The sequence below is a fragment of the Xanthobacter autotrophicus genome (assembly GCF_005871085.1).
Lineage (GTDB): Bacteria > Pseudomonadota > Alphaproteobacteria > Rhizobiales > Xanthobacteraceae > Xanthobacter > Xanthobacter autotrophicus.
Genome location: NZ_VAUP01000015.1, coordinates 277377 through 295222, shown reverse-complemented (window position 1 = coordinate 295222; position 17846 = coordinate 277377). Strand labels below are relative to the sequence as shown.

Below are 17846 nucleotides of genomic sequence, written 5' to 3'. Positions count from 1 at the left end.
CAGGGGCTATTTTTCCACACGCTCCCAGCCGTGGGGCGTCAGGCGCTCCTGGGGCAAGTAGCGGCGCTTATAATCCATCTTGCGCGAGCCCTGAACCCAATAGCCGAGATACACGTACGGCAAGCCCATCTGCCGCGCCCGGGTGATGTGGTCAAGGATCAGGAACGTGCCGAGGGAACGGTTCTGCACCTGCGGGTTGTAGAAGGAATAGACCATGGACAGGCCGTCGGTGAGCACATCCGTCAGCGCCACGGCCATAAGGTCGCCGGTGCCGCGGGGGATGATGCGGCTGTCCGGCCCGCGCTTGCGGTATTCCACGAGACGGGTGTGGACGTGAGTATCCTCCACCATCATGGCGTAGTCGAGAACGCTCATGTCGGCCATGCCGCCAGTGCCGTGGCGGCCGGTGACATAGCTGCGGAACAGGGCATATTGCTCGGACGAGGGGGTCGCCGGCTTGATCTGCCCGATCAGGTCCGCATTGTCGGCCTGGACCCTGCGGAAGCTGCGACTCGCGGTGAAGTCATCCACGCAGATTCGCACCGACACGCATGCCTTGCAGCCCTCGCAGGCCGGGCGGTAGGCGATGGACTGGCTGCGCCGGAACCCGCCCTGGGTGAGCACATCATTGAGGCTGGCGGCCTTGTCGCCAACAAGGTGCGTGAACACCTTCCGCTCCTCTCGTCCCGGAAGGTACGGGCATGGGGAAGGGGCCGTCAGATAGAATTGCGGTGTATCGCGCGGATGCTCGCTCACGACGTCTTTGCCTCAAGAACACACAGCATCGCCGCTGTGCGGGACGAGGTCAAAGGCGAAGGTGCCTCAGCGCGCAAAATTCAGCGCCTGTATCGCAAGGCGTCCGCGCGGATGGCGTTGTTCACCACCACCGTGCCCACGAGGAAATCGTGCAGCAGCCGGCGCCGGTCGTTGAACAGGGCCACCAGCAGCACGAACGGCGTGAAGATGGAGACCGACACCCAGAAGCACACCGCATGCACCGCGCCGAGCACGGAATAGCACGGCGCGCCGTACCAGGTGCGCACCTCGATATCCATGAGTCGCATGCCCAGCGTCGCCGAGGCCGGCGCGCCGAGGGTGATGGCGTTGTAGGCCAGCGCTACGATGACGAAGGTTGGCCAGATGAAGAAGAAGGCGATCCAGCTCAGGCCGAACGTCACCAGCCCCATCAGCAGGACGAAGATATAGAAAAGCACCACCGCCCCGACGACGATCGCGGCATCGATGAAGAAGGCCATGAGCCGGCGGGAGAGCACGCCCTCGAAAAATTCCGGCTGCGCCACCGGATCATAGGCGTATGGACGCGCACCGTCCGGATAGCCGTAGGGGGGCTGCTCGCGGGACGTGTCGCTCGTGTTGCTCATGGGTCGAAGACTCCTTCCGACACCTTCAGGTGGTGAGGGCTACCCTGCGGCGCAAGATCAAGGCATCACCAGTCGGCGCCGCCTGCGCCCAGCCGCTGCACCGGCAGGCCCTCGCCCTCCAGCGCCTTCTGGATCAGCTCGGCATGGGCCTGGTCGCGGCTCTCCACCGTGAGGTCAAGCCGCGTGCCCTTGGCCGGCACGTCGAGGAAGGTGCGTCGGTGATGCACCTCCAGGATGTTGGCGCCGAGCTTGCCGAGCAGCGTGGCAATACGCCCCAGCATGCCCGGCCGGTCGAGGATGGTGAGCCGGAAAGAGACGATGCGCTCTTCCCGCTCCAACTCGCGCAACAGAATGCCGGCGATCATGCGCGGGTCGATGTTGCCGCCGGAGACCACGAGCCCCACCGTTTTGCCGCGGAAGCGCTCGGGCTCAGCGAGGAGCGCCGCAAGGCCGGCGGCGCCGGCGCCTTCGGCCAGCGTCTTCTGGTGCATGAGGAAGGCATTCACCGCCCGCTCCAGCGCGGTCTCGTCCACCAGCACCACATGGGGCACCAGGCGCCTCACGATCTGCGAGGTGATAACCCCCACGTCGCGCACCGCGATGCCCTCGGCCAGCGTCGGGCCGCCGCAGGGGCGCGCCTCGCCGGTCATGGCTGACCACATGGCGGGATAGAGCTGGGTCTCCACGCCCACCACCTGCGTCGCTGGCGAGCGCCCGGCGAAGGCCAGCGCCATGCCGGCGATGAGCCCGCCGCCGCCGATGGGCACCACCACGGCGTCGAAGGCCGGCCCGTCCTCCATCATTTCCAGCGCCAGCGAGCCCTGGCCCGCGATCACGTCCGCGTCGTCATAGGGGTGGACGAAGATGCGGCCCTGCGCCTTGGAGATGCGCGTCGCCTCCTCGAAGGCGTCGGCCACGGTCTCGCCGAACAGCACCACCTCGGCGCCGAAGGCTTCGGTGGCGGCCACCTTCACCTGCGGGGTCGTCTCGGGCATGACGATGAGGGTGGAAATCTTCAGCCGCGTACCGTGATAGGCCACCGCCTGGGCGTGGTTGCCGGCCGACATGGCCACCACGCCCCGCCGCGCCTCCTCGGGGGTGAGGCGCGCCAGCTTCACCAGCGCGCCGCGCTCCTTGAACGAGGCGGTGACCTGGAAATTCTCGTACTTCACATACACGTCCGCGCCGGTCAGGGCGGACAGACGCGGAGCGTGCAGCGTCGGCGTGTGGAGAACCGCGCCGCTCACCAGCGTCCGCGCCGCCTCCACGTCCGCGAGGGTGACGGGCAGGTCGCCGTTTGGGTCGACGATGCGGTCGCTGGTTGCGACGGCGGGGGCTGTCATCTTGGTTCTCCGGGCGCGGGTCTCACCCCTGCGCGGCCAGCCGCTCGGCGACACGCGGCGCGAAATAGGTGAGGATGCCGTCGGCGCCGGCGCGCTTGAATGCGAGCAGGCTCTCGGTAACGATGCGGTCGCCATCCACCCAGCCGTTGCGGATGGCGCCCTCGATCATCGCGTATTCGCCGGACACCTGATAGGCGAAGGTGGGCAGGCCGAAGGCCTCCTTCAGCCGGTAGACGATGTCGAGATAGGGCAGGCCGGGTTTCACCATGAGCATGTCGGCGCCCTCTTCCACGTCGAGGGCGGCCTCGCGGATGGCTTCCAGCCCGTTGCCGGGGTCCATCTGGTAGGTGCGCTTGTCGCCGGAGAGGGTCTTGGCGGTGCCGATGGCATCGCGGAACGGGCCGTAGAAGGCGGAGGCATACTTGGCGGCGTAGGACATGATCTGCACGTCGGTGAAGCCCGCAGCGTCGAGCCCGGCGCGGATGGCGCCGATGCGGCCGTCCATCATGTCGGAGGGTGCGATCACGTCCGCCCCGGCCTGCGCCTGGACCACCGACTGGCGCACCAGGATTTCCACGGTCTCGTCATTGAGGATGCGCCCATCCTCCAGCAGGCCGTCATGGCCGTGGCTGGTGAAGGGATCGAGCGCGACATCGGTGATGAGCCCGATCTCGGGGATCTCCGCCTTGATGGCGCGCAGGGTCTGGCAGACCAGGTTGTTGGTGTTCAGCGCCTCGCTGCCCACGGGATCGCGCAGGGTGGGGTCCACATAGGGAAAGATGGCGAGCGCGGGAATCTTCAGCTTGGCGGCCATTTCCGCCGCGCGCACCGCCTCGTCCACGGTCAGGCGCTCCACTCCCGGCATGGAGGGGATGGGGGCGCGGGTGGCGGTGCCGTTCATCACGAAGATCGGCCAGATCAGGTCGTCCACGGTGAGGGTGTTCTCACGCACCAGCCGCCGCGCCCAATCGGTCTTGCGGTTGCGCCGGGGGCGGTGGACCAGGTCGAGGCCTTGGGTCCGGGCCAGCTCGGCTTCGGAAACGGGACGGATGCGGGGCGTGGAGAAGGCCATGGTGCGCTCGTTGTTCGGGGCGCCCGTCTGCGGGCGCGCAGGGACCCTTATACCCGCCCAGGCACCGAGCCGCGAGGGGCGCGGAACTTTGGGTGATCTGGGCGGGGATCTTGAGCCCAAGAGGTCGGGTGGCCTGTGCAGCCGCGCACGGCGGAAGTGCGCGCAGTCGCGTTGACGGTGCCAGGGGCCGCGTCTAACCCTGCCGAAGGAACCGCTCAGCGGCAATACGGCGGCAAAAGGGGAGGGGCGCAGTGACAACGGAACCTGAGGTTCTGCTGGAAGAGAAGGGCGCGGCCGGCATCATCACCCTCAACCGGCCCAAGGCGCTCAACGCCTTGAACCTTGCCATGGTGCGCGAGATCCTGCCGCGCCTGCGGACCTGGGCGAACGATCCCGCCATTACCCGCGTCATCATCAAGGGCGCCGGCGAAAAGGCCTTCTGCGCCGGCGGTGACGTACGCTCCATCTACGACCTGGGCCGCGCCGGCCGGGCCGAGGAGGCGCTTGGCTTCTTCCGCGAGGAATATGTTCTCAACGACTATATCGGCAGCTTTCCCAAGCCCTATGTGGCGCTGATCGACGGCATCTGCATGGGTGGTGGCTTCGGCCTCTCGGCCCATGGGGCGCATCGGGTGGCGGGCGACCGCTATCTCTTCGCCATGCCAGAGGTGAATATCGGCCTGTTCCCGGATGTGGGCGGCACCCATGTGCTGCCGCGCCTGCCCGGCGCGTTCGGCGTGTTCCTGGCCCTGACCGGCACCCGCATCCGCGTCGCCGAAGCTTATGCCTGCGGGCTTGCCACCGATGTGGTCCCCTCCAGTGCCTTCCCCGCGCTGGAGGACGCCCTCGTGGCCGGCGGCGTCGTGGAGCAGATTCTCGCCGACCATCGCATCGATCCGGGGCCGGGCGCCTTCGCCGACCGCACCGATTTCATCGCCGACGCGTTCGGCCGTCCCGAAGTGTCCGCCATCCTCGCTGCACTCGATGACGCAGCTGCGGCGGGCGGGACCCATGCGGAATTCGCCGCCGCCACTGCGCGCGAGATGCGCCTGCGGTCCCCCACCAGCCTGTGCATCGCCATGGAGCAGATGCGCCGGGGCGGGGCGCTCGACCTCGGTGCCTGCCTGAAGCTGGAATTGCGGGTGGTGACGCGTGTCATGGCAGGCCACGACTTCTACGAAGGCGTGCGCGCCGTGCTGGTGGACCGCGACAATGCGCCGAAATGGCAGCCCTCAAAGCTCGATGAGGTGGACAGCGCCGTCATTGCGGCGCATTTCGATCCCATCCCCAACGAACTGGAATTACTGGCACCCGGTGCATGAGCCATTACGATCCCATCGATGCAAGCGCCCGCGCCCAGTGGGAAAACCTGACGCCCTGGCGGCGGCGGCTGTTCCTATTCCTGCGCGGCGTGGCCGCTTTCCTGCTCATCGAGGGCGTCATCCACTGGGCGGTGATCCTCGGCATTGGTGACGGGCCTGACAGCCGCTTCGAGGCCATGCCCATGGCGGCGCAGGCGGCCATCATCTGGGCTGCCATCGTCGATCCCATTGCGGGGGTCGGGCTGTGGCTGAGGGCGGGATGGGCCGTGGTGCTGTGGCTCATCGCCACGCTGGCGCAGGTGGTGCTCGGCGCCTGGGCGCCGGCAGGCATGACCCGACTGCTGCTGTTCACCCTGGTGGAACTGGCCCTGGTGGTTGCCTATGCGGTGCTCTCCATCCGCGCCGCCCGCGAGAGCGACCAGGACTGACGAACTAATTTCCGACGCACGGAGACGGGACCATGAGCGCGACCCTCTGGGCCGAGATGGACGACTATATCGTCGAGCGCCTTCTGCCGGCTGATCCGGTGCTGGAGGAGGCGCTCGCGGCCTCCACCGCCGCCGGCCTGCCGGCCATCTCCGTGTCTGCGGCGCAAGGGCAGATGCTGCATCTCTTCGCCCGCATGATCGGCGCGAAGCGCATCCTGGAGATCGGCACACTGGGCGGCTATAGCGCCATTTTCCTCGCCCGCGCTTTGCCTGCGGACGGAAAATTGGTGACGCTGGAATTCGAGCCACGCCATGCCGAGGTGGCGGCCGCCAACCTTGCCCGCGCCGGCCTTTCCGACAAGGTCGACCTGCGGGTGGGCCGCGCCATCGACACCCTGCCCAAGCTGGAAGCGGAAGGGCAGGGGCCATTCGACCTCGTCTTCATCGACGCCGACAAGCCCAGCAATCCGGACTATCTCCACTGGGCACTGCGGCTGTCGCGTCCCGGCACGGTCATCATCTGCGACAATGTGGTGCGCAGCGGCAAAGTGCTGGATGCCGAAAGCACCGACGCCAATGTCATCGGTGTGCGGCGCCTGTTCGATCTGGCGGGGGCCGACCCGCGCCTCTCCGCCACCGCTGTCCAGACCGTGGGCGCCAAGGGCTATGACGGCTTCGCCCTGCTGAGGGTGGAGTAACGCCCCCAGCCTGCGCGGCGGCTGAGCAAAAGGCGCCGGAAGCCTTGGCTCCGGCGCCTTGCCTTCAGGACCAGCTGCCGAGATAGGCGAGCGTGGCGACGATCAGGATGATCGCGACGAGAATCCAGTGCCGCGTGGCGACTTTGTGCAGGATCATGGCTGGGCTCAGTCGTCGTTGGAGGCGTTGAGGTCTTCGGTGCGCAGGCCTTCGCCCTTCTGCACCAGCTGCACGCCGATGCTGCCGCCGTTGAGGAAGTCCACGCCTTCCGCCGCCAGCACGTTGCACAGGCGGGTGCGGGTCGAGGCCAACTCGTCCAGCACGCCCGAATCCTGCTCCACCACCTTCACCGTCGGCGCGGTGACGCCGGTGCGGTCCGCCAGTTCGCTGCGCGACCAGCCTAGAAGGGCCCGTGCGGCCTTGATCTGGCGTCCGCTCACCAAGGAATACGCCAACAGTCCTCTCCCCTTCACGCCGGTCCCCGACGGGTTGCCCCCGTCGGCCGCCGGCCGCGCCCGTTCGGCGCATGAGCAAAGAGCCCCCCGGACGCGTTAGCCGGTCCGGGATCTCCTGCAAGAGGGGAAAGATGGCACGCCCTCAGGCCGCCCACAACGCTCGCAAAGGGCTGTGCACGGCCGGGCTTGATCAGAACTTCTCGACCCAGGGGCGCAGCTCCAGCTCTGCGGTCCAGGCCGAGCGGTGCTGGCGGTGCACGGCGAGATAGGTCTCGGCGATGGCGGCGGGATCGAGCCATTTGTCCGGCGGCCCGGCCTCCCCCTCCGTGGCCCACGACGAGGCGATGCCACCATCGATGATGAAATGGGCCACATGGATGCCGCGCGGTCCCAGCTCGCGGGCGAGGCCCTGGGCGAGGCCGCGCAGGGCGAACTTGGCCATGGCGAACGGTACGGAATGGGGCATGGACTTCACGCTGGCGGTGGCGCCGGTGAAGAAGATGGAGCCGCTGCCGCGCTGGAGCATGCGCCGCGCCGCCGCCTGGGCAGTGACGAAGCCGGCGAAGGCGCCCACCGCGTAGGCGTCCATCACGTCTGCCGGATCCAGCACCTCGATGGGGCCGCGATAGCGCATGGCGGCGTTGAAAACCACGAGGTCGGGCGGCCCGAAGGTGCGGTCCACCTCGGCGAACACGGCCTCGATGGCCTGCGGGCTCTGGGCGTCGGCGGAGACGGCAAGACCGCCGGTTTCCGCCACGAGGGGCGCGAGCTTCGCCACGTCGCGGGCCACGAGCACGACGCGAAAGCCATCCCTGGCGAGCCGGCGGGCGAGAGCGGCGCTGAGGCCCTTGCCTGCCCCTACGATAACGGCGGTTTCCTGTGTCACGGGTCGAACTCCGGCTTGCGGCTGCTCCACCCGGCGCGCTGCGCTCGCGGGTGGGGGACGGCCTCTGCATATGCTTACGGATCAACCGGCCCGGCGGTTACAGCCGGCGGGGCCGGGCTGTGGCTCAGGGGGCCGCGAAGAGGGGGGTGACGCCTTCGGTATCGATATAGACGATGCCGTCCTCGACCTTCACCGGATACTGCGCGAGCGGGCATTCCTGCGGCTCGACGGGATCGCCGCTGTTGAGGTCCCATGTCCAGTAATGCAGCGGGCAGGTGATGATCGTGCCGTCGAACTCGGCCTCGTTGAGGGGCGTGTTGGAGTGGGGACACACCCCCTGGAACGCCTTCATCTCCTCTGCATTGTCGGGCCAGGCCAGGACAATGAGGTGGCTGTCGGCGATCACGAGCCGCATGCCACCTTCGGGCACGGTTTCTGCTTTGCAGACGCGGGTGAACATCTCAGAAAAATCTCTCGGGCGAAGAATAGCGGCATGATCGCTCGTGATGGCGCCCGAGGGAAGAGGAAACCATGCCGCGCCCCAACCGCGACGGTGGCGAAGCGCGGCAAAATCTGGGAAGTTCAAGGGGCATTTTTCGCGCCGGGGCGTCTTTGCCCCGTTGGAGACGGACGTTTTTCATGATTTTGCCAGACGCCAGCCCGCTCAAGCCCTTCATCCTCCAGCGCCGCGACCAGCTCGCGAAGGCCAAGGTCCGCCGCTCCCTCGGCCAGATCCAGGGCAAGGTGGGCGACATGCCCATGACCCGCGGCTTCCAGGGCGCCCTTGCCGCCTCCTTCAAGGCCAACGGCGCGCCGGGCATCATCGCCGAGCTGAAGGGCGGCTCGCCGTTCGATCCCTCGTTCCGCACCATGGTGCCCTACAAGGCGCTGGCCGAGGATTTCGAGGCGGTCGGGGCGGCGGCGCTGTCGGTGGCGGTGGAGCGGCAGGCCTTCCGCGGCTCCTATTCGGACCTTGCCACGGTGCGCGACGCGGTGGACATCCCGCTTTTGGCGCAGGACATCATCTTCGACCTTTACCAGATCCTTGAGGCGCGCCTCGCCGGTGCCGATGCGGTGGTGCTCTCCGCGGCCCTGCTCGGTCCGCAGCTTGCCGAATTCCGCGAGCGGGCGGCCTCCGTCGCCATGGATGCGCTGGTGCAGGTCCACACCCCGCAGGAGGTGGAAGCCGCGCTGGCCGCCGGTGCGGATTTCATCTGCGTCACCAACCGCAACATCCACACCTTCGAGCTTAAGCCCGGCACCTGCGAGACGCTGATCCCGCTCATTCCGGCGACCAAGGCGCTGGTGGTGGCGGAGGGCGGCCTCGGCACCGCCGCCGACCGGGAGCGGCTTGGCGCCGCCGGGGCCAAGGCCCTGCTGATCGGCACGGCGCTGATGAAGGACGCCGACCCCGCCGGCGTGCTGGAACAGGTGCTCGGCATCGAGACCGAAGCCGCCGACTGACCTGGCCCGCTTCCTGCTTGTAACCCACAAGGCGCAGCCGCACCGGGCGACGACGGCGCGGCGCGCGACCGCGCGTCTTTGGCATAATTGCACGTCAAATCAATGATTTGGGGGCATTGTGCTGGACGTGACTGTGGCAGGAACGGAGATACGGCGGTGCCGCTCTACAATTTTCATTGTCCCGATTGCGACAAGGACACCGAACTGCTCGTGGGCGCGTCGGAAACGCCCGTCTGCCCGTCCTGCGGTGGGCAGAAGATGGAGCGAATGATCGGCCGCATCGCGCCCGACGGCAAGCTGGCCGCCGCCGCCAAGGTGTGGCGCGCCCAGGCCGCGCGGGAGGGGCACGCGAGCAATTTCAGCCCCTCCGAACGCAAGCGCTGACCGGCACTGCCGAACGGCCGCTATCGCGCGCGCGCCGTCCAGCCCGCCACCGTGGCAAGGTCCGCCTCGGGACGGTCCACGACACTCTCGCGGCGGCCGACGAAGACCGTGCCTTCGTCGCCGTCCAGCGACACCCAGTCGCCTTCCCGGACCTCCGCTGGGCCGAGACGGGCGCTGCGTGAGTCGAGATCGATCGCAAGCGCCGCACACCCCACCACGCAGACCCGCCCGAGCTGACGCGCCACCACCGCGGCGTGGGCGGTGCGCCCGCCGACGCGGGTGAGCACGCCGGCCGCCAGCGCCATGCCGGCGATATCGTCGGTTGCCACGTCCGGCCGCACCAGGATGACGGGCTCCCCGCCCTCCGAGAGGCGCTTGGCCGCCTCGCCGTCGAAGGCGATACGCCCGCTTACCGTGCCCGGAGAGGCGGCCACGCCCCGCGCTGCCACTTCCGCCGTGCCGGTGAAGCGCGTGGTTCCCACCTGCGACAGGTCGATGCCGTCGAGCAGGGCGAGGCCTTCCGCTTCGGTCCGCACCCCCTCGGCCACGAGGTCCACCGCGATCTTCAGCGCCGCGCGGGGCGTACGCTTGGCGGACCGGGTCTGAAGGAAGAACAGGCGGCCGTCCTCAAAGGTGAATTCCACGTCCTGCACGTCGCGATAGGCCGCTTCCAGCGCGCCGACGCCATCGGCGAGCTGTGTCGCCACGTCCGGCAGCATGGCCTCAAGCCGACCGAGCCCCACCGGCTGGCGGCGTCCGGAGACCACGTCCTCGCCCTGGGCCTCGAACAGCATGTCCGCATAAAGGCCCGGCGCGCCCGTGGCGGGGTCGCGGGAGAAGGCGACGCCGGAGCCCGAGCGGGCGCTGGCATTGCCGAACACCATGGCCTGCACCGTCACCGCCGTGCCCGACAGGTCCTCCAGGTGGTTGAGGCGCCGATAGTCCTGCGCCTTGGGCGCATCCCAGGAGCGGAACACGGCCTCGGCCGCCGCCCGCAACTGGTCCATGGGCTCCTCGGGGATGGCGGTGCCGAACCGGTCGCGGGCGAGATTGAGATAAAGGCCGGCGAGCCGGTCCAGCGCCTCGGGATCCAGCTCCCGGTCGGATGTGACATCCTCGGCGGTCTGAACGGCGCGCAGCACGTCCTCGAACGGGCCGCGCGGCAGGCCCGCCACCACCTCGCAATAGCCCTCGATGAAGCGCCGCCGGCAATCGGCCGCAAGGCGCGGATTGCCGTAAAGGCGCATGAGGCCGCGGGTAGTCGCGGCGGTCATGCCCACGTCCAGCACCGTCTCCAGCATGCCGGGCATGGATTTCTCCGCCCCCGACCGCACCGAGACGAGGAGCGGCCGGCGCCGATCGCCGAAGCCGCGCGCAGTGACCCGTTCGAGATAGGCGATGCCCTGCTCCAGCAGCGCGCCGATGCGCTTTTCGGCGTGGGCCTTGCCGCACAGGGCCGTGGAGAGCACGAACGCCGGCGGCACGTTGAGGCCGAGGGCATTCATGCGCCACAGCTGCGCCGCCTTGGAGCCGAAGGCGTGGGCGGAGAGCGGCTGCGTGTCGCCGCCGGGTCCGATGAAGCCGATGAGGGGCGAGGCCGCCCCGTGGGAGCCGTGGGTTTCGTCCGAGTCGGACAGGCGCGCGCTGAGGGTTGTCACGATCCCACCTCCTCCAGAACACAGGCGCGCAGCGCCAGGGCGGCGCGGGCGAGGTGGTCGGTGCCGGTCTCCATGGCGCGGGCCACCTCCATGGTCGCCACCAGCGCGGACGCCGGCCCTGGAGCCGGGTCGCCCAGGACGGCCGCCAGAACCCGGCGATGGGCCGCATCGGCGCGGCGCTCGCCTTCCATCACGGCGTCGATGGCTTCCAACGCGTCGGTGATGTCCTCGCGCCGGCCCGCGGGTCCCTCGCAGGCGGCGGCCACGGCACGCACGAGGTCGCCGCAGCAGGCCATGGCCACGCTCACCAGTTCCGCGAGCGGCGCGGCGGCGTCCGTGGTCTGCCGCCGTGAATGGGTGCCGAGCAGGAAGGCGGCTTCCTCGAACGAATCGGTCGCCTCCTCCACCCATTCGGCGAGGGGTAGGAAGCGTCGGCCGCGGCCGAAGGGGCCACTCGCCAGATCGCGGGCCGCGAGCACCTGCCGGTCGGCCTTCTCCTCCAGCCGCTTGGCACGGCGCTGGAAGGCGGCGCGGATGCTATCTCCCCCGTCTCCCGGTTCGTCGAGGGCTTCGGCCACCTCGGCGGCCAGCATCCGGGCGAGCCCGAGCTGGGTGAGCGCCATGGCGAGCACCTCTTGCTCGGCCGAGCCGAAGCTGCGGGCCAGTTCCGCCCGCACCTCGTCTTTGATCAGCCGGACCGAGCGCTGGGCGCCGAGCCCTTCGCTGGTGAGCCGCAACACTTCTCCCAGAAGCCGCGCCACGGAGCCGACGCCCAGAACCCGGTCGAGGCGGGCGCCATAGGGCACGCGGCCTTCGGCGCTGCGCCGGACCGCATCGAAGATCAACTCCGCCCCGCCCAGCTCCAGGAAGGCCCGGTGGCCGAAGCGGGCACGCGCGGCGTCGGTGAGGAGGCGGATGGCGGTGGCCTTGTCCACGAAGGTCTGGAGCGTCTTGCGCGCCTTGTTCCAGTCGATGAGGAAGACGAGGTGCGCTCCCACCGCATCGAGGAAGGTGTCGAGATCGGCGGTGTCCCGCGCGGAGTAGCGCCCCGTCACCAGGAAGAAGCTGCCGCCTTCGGCGAGGCCCGCCACGCTGCGTTCGGCCAACGGCGTCCAGGTGGCGGAAAAATCCCGGAACAGGGAGATGAAGAACTTGGCGCGCGAGCGGTGCACGTCGGTATAGGTCACGGTGGCATCAAGCCCCTCCACCGCCAGGATGATCACGTGGGCATCGGTGGTGCCGATGTCGTTCTGGAGGATCAGGCGCGCGCTGGAACGGCTGGCCGTGGTGTCCAGCCCGGGATGGCCGAAGGCGAGGCCGCGAGTGCGGTTGAGCCCGGCCATGAAAGCCTCGATGCGGGCATGGTCCTGCGCCAGCACGCCGAGCGCGCGGGCTCCTGCAATGGTCTCGGCGGCGATGGTGGCGGAGAGCTGGTTAAGCGCCTTGTGCAGGTCCATGACGAGAAGGTGGGCGCTGTCCTCGCCCCCGCGCCGGGCGGAGGTGAGGCGCACCAGGGCCCGTTCGTCCAGCACATCGCCGGCGCTGCCGGCGAAGGCCGCGCGCAAGCCGGCGAGGCGATCGGAAAAACCGGAGGCGGCGGACGCCTGCGCGGCATCCAGCGGCGTGGTCATGGCGGCGATGTCGTCGAGGATGCCATCCATCAGCCGCCGGGCTCCGGGGATGGCATAACCACCGTCCACGATCTGGGCGCCGGCCACGGTCGCATCGAGCCCATCCTCGGCGGCCCCGGCGGCGCGGGCTTCCGCAGCCATGAGGCGGACCGCGCGCAGCGGCGCCTTGGCATGGGCCACGGCCTCCTGAAGCGCGGTCATGCGCAGCTTCGCCCGGTCATTGGCCAGGAGCGCCGTCTCGATGAGAGCGGGGAGCAGCAATTCGCCTTCGCCAAGCTCTTCGACGATCTGGGATTTTCGCATGGCACCGCCTTCCCATGCCGGATCGGGTCCGGCGCGCGACTTTGAAACCCGGCTCGCATGGGGCGGCACGGCCCGGTCGGGCCGATGGAGCCGGATCTTCAGGCTTGCTGACTACGACCTCAACATAACACTTCGACGACAGCACCCCGCACCATTGCGCAGCGTTAGCTGCGGCGCGGCCTCCGCCCGCATTGCCCGGGCGGCCGACGGGTCTATAAGGCGCCATGCCCGCCTTTGAAGCTGCCCCTGATTCCGATCCGCTCCGCGTCCTGCGCCATGTCTTCGGCTACGAGGCCTTTCGCGGGCATCAGAAGGAGATCGTGGAACACGTGGCGGCGGGCGGCGATGCCCTGGTGCTGATGCCCACGGGTGGCGGCAAGTCCCTGTGCTATCAGGTGCCGGCCTTGGTTCGGGCCGGCACCGCCATCGTCGTGTCGCCGCTCATCGCGCTGATGCACGATCAGGTGCAGGCCCTGCGCCAGCTGGGCGTGAAGGCGGCCATGCTCAATTCCTCGCTGGCCCCCGGCGAGGCGCGGCAGGTGGAGCGGGCGCTCGCCATGGGCGACCTCGACCTGCTCTATGTGGCGCCCGAGCGGCTTCTGACCGACAGCTTCCTGACCTTGCTGGACGGTGCGCGCATCGCCCTGTTCGCCATCGACGAGGCGCACTGCGTGTCCCAGTGGGGGCATGATTTCCGCCCCGAATACCGCCAGCTCACGATCCTGCACGAGCGCTTCCCCGGCGTGCCGCGCCTCGCGCTCACCGCCACGGCGGACGGTCCCACCCGCCGCGAGATCATGGAGCGGCTGGCGCTGGAGGAGGGCAAGGTCTTCCTCTCCTCCTTCGACCGGCCCAACATCCGCTACCGCATTGAGCCGAAGGCCAATCCCCGCGCGCAGCTGCGGGCCTTCCTCGACGCCCACACCGACGAGGCCGGCATCGTCTATTGCATGAGCCGGGCGAAGGTGGAGGCCACCGCCGAGATCCTCTCTACCGAGGGCCGCACCGCGCTGCCCTACCATGCCGGCCTGGACGCCGACACCCGCGCGCGCCACCAGGACCGCTTCCTGAAGGAGGAGGGGGTGGTGATGGTGGCCACCGTCGCCTTCGGCATGGGTATCGACAAGCCGGACGTGCGCTTCGTGGTCCATCTCGACCTGCCGAAAAGCATCGAGGCCTATTACCAGGAGACCGGCCGCGCAGGCCGCGACGGCCTGCCCTCCGAAGCGCTGCTGCTCTACGGCGTGGAGGATGTGGCGAAACTCATCCAGTTCGTGGAATCCTCCGATTCGCCCGAGGCGAGGAAGCGCGTGGAGCGCGGCAAGCTCGATGCCCTGCTCGGCCTGTGCGAGACCGCGAGCTGCCGCCGCCAGGTGCTGCTGAAATATTTCGAGGAGGACCTCCCCGAGCCGTGCGGCAATTGCGATACCTGTCTGTCGCCCCCGCGCACCTTCGATGGAACCGAGGCGGCGCAGAAGTTGTTGTCCTGCGTCTACCGTACCGGCGAGCGCTTCGGCGCCGGGCATGTCATCGACGTGCTCAAGGGCGAGGGCAACGACAAGGTGCTGAAGTTCGGCCACGAGAAGCTCTCCACCTTCGGCATCGGCAAGGATTTCTCGCGGGACGAGTGGCGTGCCATCGTCCGCCAGTTGGTGGCGATGGGCCATCTGTGGGTGGATGTTGAGGGCCACGGCAGCCTCGGCCTCACCGAGAAATGCCGCGCCGTGCTGCGCGGCGCCGAGAAGGTGGAGCTGAAGGCGGAGGCGCGCACGCGCCCGGCCCGCGTCACCGGCGGTTCGCGCGGGTCTGGGCCGGTACTGTCGGACCCGGCGGACGAGGCCCTGTTCCGCAAGCTCAAGGCGCTGCGGCTGGACATCGCCCGCGCCCAGGGCGTACCGCCCTATGTGATTTTCCACGACACCACGCTGATGGCCCTGGCCGAGCTGAAACCCGATTCCATGAAGGCGCTGGGCATGATTTCCGGCATCGGCGAAGCCAAGCTCACACGCTACGGCAGCCAGTTCCTCGCCGTGATCGCAGAGGGGTAGGGCGTCCGCGCAGAAGCCGGCCGCGTCAGGACGCCGCGCGGGCCAGCAGGTCGAGGGCTTCCAGCACGGAGAGCTGGCGAATCTCCCCACGCCCGACTTCGCCGAAGCGCTTTTCCCGGTGCTCCACCGTGCCGTCCTTGCGGGCGCAGGCGAAATGCACCAGCCCCACCGGCTTTTGCGCCGAGCCGCCGCCCGGCCCCGCGATGCCGGTGATGGCCACCGCAGCATCGACACCCGCCGCCTCCAGGGCGCCTTTTGCCATGGCGCGGGCGGTCTCCTCGCTCACGGCGCCATGGACGGAAAGCGTCGCCTCGGGAACGCCGAGCATGACCATCTTGGCGGCGTTGGAATAGGTGACGAAGCCCCGGTCCACCACGTCGGAGGAGCCCGGCACCTCCGTCAGCGCCCCGGCCACGAGGCCGCCGGTGCAGGATTCGGCGGTGGCGAGGGTCAGGCCGCGGGCACGAAAGGCTGCGAGCACGGCAACGGCGCGGCCATAGGTTTCCTCGTCCATGCTTGGTCTCCCTTGACGCTCCGGCTGGTCGGCATCGGGGCCGCCCCTTGCGTGCATTGGTTCCGGAGAGCGGCATCAGCCTACCCGAAGGTCCCGCAGCATATGGGCCCGCCCCGGCCCGCGCGCCTTTCTTTTCAACAGTTCCGTGATCTTTCCGGCCACTCGTTTGCATTCGACGGGACGGCAGCTATAGTCCCGCCGCCCTGCCGGACCCCGGCGCGGCACGGATTCCCACCACCGACCGAACGAGGACGCAAATGTTCATTACGCCCGCTTTCGCCCAAGGCGCCACGGGAGCCGGCGGCGGGGCCGACATGCTCATTCAGCTCGCTCCGTTCCTGCTCATCTTCGTGGTGATGTATTTCCTCATCCTGCGGCCGCAGCAGAAGCGCGCCAAGGCCCACCAGGAAATGGTCGGTGCCCTGCGTCGCGGCGACGTGATCGTCACCGCCGGCGGCCTCGTGGGCAAGGTGACCCGCGTGGTGGACGAGGCCGAGATCGAGCTGCAGATCGCCGACAACGTCCGTGTGCGCCAGCTGCGCACGCAGATCGCCACCGTCCGCGCCAAGGGCGAACCGGCCAAGGACGAAGCGCCCGCGGCGTGAGCCGCAGCCTGATTCCTTTTTGAGATAAACGCGCGACATGCTGCACTTCTCCCGCCTCAAGACCACGGCGATCCTCCTCACCATCGCCGTGGGATTCTTGTTCGCGCTGCCCAATGTCCTGCCCCCGAGCGCGCTGGCCTACCTGCCCTCGTGGCTGGCCTCCAGCCGCGTGACGCTGGGCCTCGACCTTCAGGGCGGCTCGCACATCCTGCTCGAGGTGGATGGTTCGGCGCTGCGCAAGGAGCGTACCGAGCAGGTCCGTGACGAGATCCGCCGCGTCCTGCGCGACCAGAAGATCGGCTATTCCAATCTCGCCCTGCGCGACACCTCGGTGAGCCTGCGCCTGCGCGATCCCGCCGACACCCAGAAGGCGGTCGCGGAACTGCGCAAGCTGGCCGCCCCGGTGACCAACGCGCTGTTCGGCAATTCCTCCGGCGAGATGGACCTTTTGGTCTCCTCCGGCTCCGACGGTGCCGTTACGGTGCAGCTGAGCGAGGCCGGGCTGAACGCCCGCATGCGCTCGGCTGTGGAGCAATCCATCGAGATCATCCGCCGCCGTATCGACCAGCTCGGGACGGTGGAACCCAATATCCAGCGTCAGGGCCTCGACCGGATCCTGGTGCAGGTGCCCGGCCTTCAGGACCCGCAGCGGCTGAAGAATTTGCTGGGCCAGACCGCCAAGCTGTCCTTCCGCATGGTGGACCAGTCCATGTCGCCGCAGCAGGCGCTGGAAGGCCGCCCGCCGCCGGAATCCGAAGTGCTGCAGGGCCAGGACGGCCAGCCCTATCTGGTCGAGAAGCAGGTGCGCGTTTCCGGTGAGGATCTGGTGGATGCCCAGCCGGGCTTCGACCAAAATACCCGCGAGCCCATCGTCTCCTTTCGCTTCAACAACAATGGCGCCCGGCGCTTTGCCGCCACAACCCAGGACGCGGTGGGCCGGCCCTTCGCTATCGTGCTCGATAACCAGGTGATTTCCGCCCCAGTGATTCGCGAGCCCATCCTCGGCGGCTCGGGGCAGATTTCCGGCGCCTTCACCGTGCAGCAGGCGAACGACCTCGCCATCCTGCTGCGCGCCGGCGCGCTGCCGGCCCCGCTGAAGGTGGTGGAAGAGCGCACCGTCGGCCCGAGCCTCGGCGCCGACTCTATTCATGCCGGCAAGGTCGCGGCCTATGTGGCCACCGCCTTGGTGGCGGTGTTCATGGTTGCAGTCTACGGCCTGTTCGGCCTGTTCGCTCTGGTGGCACTCGCAGTCCACATCGTGCTCATGTTCTCGCTCCAGTCGGTGCTGGGCGCGACGCTGACCATGCCGGGCATCGCCGGCGTGGTGCTCACCATCGGCATGGCGGTTGATTCCAACGTCGTCATCTTCGAGCGCATGCGCGACGAGGCGCGGGAAGGCCGATCGGCCATTTCCGCCATCGACAAGGGGTTCGTAAACGCGCTCGGCACCATCCTCGACGCCAACGTCACCTCGCTCGCCACCGCCGTCATCCTGTTCCTCATGGGCGGGTCCGGCCCCGTGCGCGGGTTCGCGGTCACCTACATCCTCGGCCTTCTGACCACCATGTTCACTGCCTATACCCTGACGCGGCTGATGATCGCCTATTGGGTGAAGTGGCGGCGGCCTGCAAAGCTGCCCATCTGAAGGTCCGCCG

General features: G+C 68.6%; 18 protein-coding genes. 8 read left to right on the top strand and 10 right to left on the bottom strand.

Translation table 11 applies throughout. The features are described 5' to 3' along the window. Window positions 1-6: 6 nt before the first annotated feature. The 4 genes from FBQ73_RS06070 to hemB all read right to left on the bottom strand — a co-directional run bounded on the left by FBQ73_RS06070 (window position 7) and on the right by hemB (window position 3797). Window positions 7-756, bottom strand: coding sequence for an arginyltransferase (locus FBQ73_RS06070; RefSeq protein ID WP_138398591.1), 750 nt, complete (start codon window positions 754-756; stop codon window positions 7-9). 80 nt (window positions 757-836) lie between these two features. Continuing rightward, window positions 837-1382 carry an RDD family protein gene (locus tag FBQ73_RS06065; RefSeq protein WP_138398590.1) on the bottom strand — a complete coding sequence of 182 codons (546 nt, stop codon included), beginning with the start codon at window positions 1380-1382 and terminating at the stop codon, window positions 837-839. Between the two features lie 65 nt (window positions 1383-1447). Beyond that, the gene (locus FBQ73_RS06060; protein WP_138398589.1) at window positions 1448-2725 is read right to left on the bottom strand and encodes a threonine ammonia-lyase; all 1278 of its coding nucleotides are present in this window, start codon (window positions 2723-2725) and stop codon (window positions 1448-1450) included. A gap of 22 nt (window positions 2726-2747) precedes the next feature. Further along, the gene (gene hemB, locus FBQ73_RS06055) at window positions 2748-3797 is read right to left on the bottom strand and encodes a porphobilinogen synthase (RefSeq protein WP_138398588.1); all 1050 of its coding nucleotides are present in this window, start codon (window positions 3795-3797) and stop codon (window positions 2748-2750) included. A gap of 251 nt (window positions 3798-4048) precedes the next feature. Between hemB and FBQ73_RS06050 the strand changes: the two genes are divergently transcribed. Genes FBQ73_RS06050 through FBQ73_RS06040 form a run of 3 tightly spaced genes read left to right on the top strand, consistent with a single transcriptional unit; the run spans window position 4049 to window position 6245 of the window. Continuing rightward, window positions 4049-5119: an enoyl-CoA hydratase/isomerase family protein gene (locus FBQ73_RS06050; RefSeq protein ID WP_138398587.1), complete on the top strand. Its 1071-nt coding sequence runs from the start codon at window positions 4049-4051 to the stop codon at window positions 5117-5119. Continuing rightward, window positions 5116-5547, top strand: coding sequence for a DUF6163 family protein (locus FBQ73_RS06045; RefSeq protein WP_138398586.1), 432 nt, complete (start codon window positions 5116-5118; stop codon window positions 5545-5547). The genes FBQ73_RS06050 and FBQ73_RS06045 overlap by 4 nt, the downstream gene beginning before the upstream one ends. A gap of 32 nt (window positions 5548-5579) precedes the next feature. Further along, window positions 5580-6245, top strand: a complete 666-nt coding sequence (locus tag FBQ73_RS06040; RefSeq protein WP_138398585.1) for an O-methyltransferase — start codon at window positions 5580-5582, stop codon at window positions 6243-6245. Window positions 6246-6410: 165 nt separating this feature from the next. Here FBQ73_RS06040 and FBQ73_RS06035 read toward each other — a convergent pair whose 3' ends face one another. The 3 genes from FBQ73_RS06035 to FBQ73_RS06025 all read right to left on the bottom strand — a co-directional run bounded on the left by FBQ73_RS06035 (window position 6411) and on the right by FBQ73_RS06025 (window position 8044). Next, a complete protein-coding gene (locus FBQ73_RS06035; RefSeq protein WP_210236675.1) occupies window positions 6411-6698 on the bottom strand; it encodes a helix-turn-helix domain-containing protein in 288 nt (95 codons plus the stop codon). Window positions 6699-6888: 190 nt separating this feature from the next. Next, window positions 6889-7584 (bottom strand): SDR family NAD(P)-dependent oxidoreductase, encoded by a 696-nt coding sequence (locus FBQ73_RS06030; protein WP_138398584.1) that lies wholly within the window; start codon window positions 7582-7584, stop codon window positions 6889-6891. Between the two features lie 124 nt (window positions 7585-7708). After that, window positions 7709-8044, bottom strand: coding sequence for a Rieske 2Fe-2S domain-containing protein (locus tag FBQ73_RS06025; protein WP_138398583.1), 336 nt, complete (start codon window positions 8042-8044; stop codon window positions 7709-7711). 179 nt (window positions 8045-8223) lie between these two features. On the opposite strand from FBQ73_RS06025, the gene FBQ73_RS06020 reads away from it, so the two are divergent. Together FBQ73_RS06020 and FBQ73_RS06015 are read left to right on the top strand one after the other, a co-directional pair. Beyond that, window positions 8224-9048, top strand: coding sequence for an indole-3-glycerol phosphate synthase TrpC (locus FBQ73_RS06020; protein ID WP_170218763.1), 825 nt, complete (start codon window positions 8224-8226; stop codon window positions 9046-9048). A 156-nt stretch (window positions 9049-9204) separates the two neighbouring features. Then, window positions 9205-9432, top strand: coding sequence for an FmdB family zinc ribbon protein (locus FBQ73_RS06015; RefSeq protein ID WP_138398581.1), 228 nt, complete (start codon window positions 9205-9207; stop codon window positions 9430-9432). 20 nt (window positions 9433-9452) lie between these two features. On the opposite strand, the gene FBQ73_RS06010 is transcribed toward FBQ73_RS06015, so the two are convergent. Beyond that, window positions 9453-11090, bottom strand: a complete 1638-nt coding sequence (locus FBQ73_RS06010) for a PEP/pyruvate-binding domain-containing protein (protein ID WP_138398580.1) — start codon at window positions 11088-11090, stop codon at window positions 9453-9455. Beyond that, window positions 11087-13024, bottom strand: a complete 1938-nt coding sequence (locus FBQ73_RS06005) for a hypothetical protein (protein ID WP_138398579.1) — start codon at window positions 13022-13024, stop codon at window positions 11087-11089. The genes FBQ73_RS06010 and FBQ73_RS06005 overlap by 4 nt, the downstream gene beginning before the upstream one ends. Before the next feature lie 224 nt (window positions 13025-13248). Here FBQ73_RS06005 and recQ point away from each other — a divergent pair, with 224 nt between their 5' ends. Next, window positions 13249-15072: a DNA helicase RecQ gene (recQ, locus tag FBQ73_RS06000; protein ID WP_138398578.1), complete on the top strand. Its 1824-nt coding sequence runs from the start codon at window positions 13249-13251 to the stop codon at window positions 15070-15072. Window positions 15073-15097: 25 nt separating this feature from the next. Here the strand turns inward: recQ and FBQ73_RS05995 are convergent, their stop codons facing one another. Beyond that, entirely contained in the window at window positions 15098-15586 is a 489-nt protein-coding gene (locus tag FBQ73_RS05995) for a CinA family protein (RefSeq protein ID WP_138398577.1), read from the bottom strand. A gap of 257 nt (window positions 15587-15843) precedes the next feature. On the opposite strand from FBQ73_RS05995, the gene yajC reads away from it, so the two are divergent. Beyond that, the gene (gene yajC / locus FBQ73_RS05990; RefSeq protein ID WP_138398576.1) at window positions 15844-16191 is read left to right on the top strand and encodes a preprotein translocase subunit YajC; all 348 of its coding nucleotides are present in this window, start codon (window positions 15844-15846) and stop codon (window positions 16189-16191) included. A gap of 37 nt (window positions 16192-16228) precedes the next feature. Next, window positions 16229-17836: a protein translocase subunit SecD gene (gene secD, locus FBQ73_RS05985; RefSeq protein WP_138398575.1), complete on the top strand. Its 1608-nt coding sequence runs from the start codon at window positions 16229-16231 to the stop codon at window positions 17834-17836. Window positions 17837-17846: the final 10 nt, after the last annotated feature.

Bases quoted from the DNA above. Each gene is read 5' to 3' on its own strand.
- FBQ73_RS06065 (WP_138398590.1), bottom strand. From the start codon at position 1,382: ATGAGCAACACGAGCGACACGTCCCGCGAGCAGCCCCCCTACGGCTAT.
- FBQ73_RS06060 (WP_138398589.1), bottom strand. From the start codon at position 2,725: ATGACAGCCCCCGCCGTCGCAACCAGCGACCGCATCGTCGACCCAAAC.
- hemB (WP_138398588.1), bottom strand. From the start codon at position 3,797: ATGGCCTTCTCCACGCCCCGCATCCGTCCCGTTTCCGAAGCCGAGCTG.
- FBQ73_RS06045 (WP_138398586.1), top strand. From the start codon at position 5,116: ATGAGCCATTACGATCCCATCGATGCAAGCGCCCGCGCCCAGTGGGAA.
- FBQ73_RS06040 (WP_138398585.1), top strand. From the start codon at position 5,580: ATGAGCGCGACCCTCTGGGCCGAGATGGACGACTATATCGTCGAGCGC.
- FBQ73_RS06025 (WP_138398583.1), bottom strand. From the start codon at position 8,044: ATGTTCACCCGCGTCTGCAAAGCAGAAACCGTGCCCGAAGGTGGCATG.
- FBQ73_RS06020 (WP_170218763.1), top strand. From the start codon at position 8,224: ATGATTTTGCCAGACGCCAGCCCGCTCAAGCCCTTCATCCTCCAGCGC.
- FBQ73_RS06005 (WP_138398579.1), bottom strand. From the start codon at position 13,024: ATGCGAAAATCCCAGATCGTCGAAGAGCTTGGCGAAGGCGAATTGCTG.
- recQ (WP_138398578.1), top strand. From the start codon at position 13,249: ATGCCCGCCTTTGAAGCTGCCCCTGATTCCGATCCGCTCCGCGTCCTG.
- FBQ73_RS05995 (WP_138398577.1), bottom strand. From the start codon at position 15,586: ATGGACGAGGAAACCTATGGCCGCGCCGTTGCCGTGCTCGCAGCCTTT.
- yajC (WP_138398576.1), top strand. From the start codon at position 15,844: ATGTTCATTACGCCCGCTTTCGCCCAAGGCGCCACGGGAGCCGGCGGC.
- secD (WP_138398575.1), top strand. From the start codon at position 16,229: ATGCTGCACTTCTCCCGCCTCAAGACCACGGCGATCCTCCTCACCATC.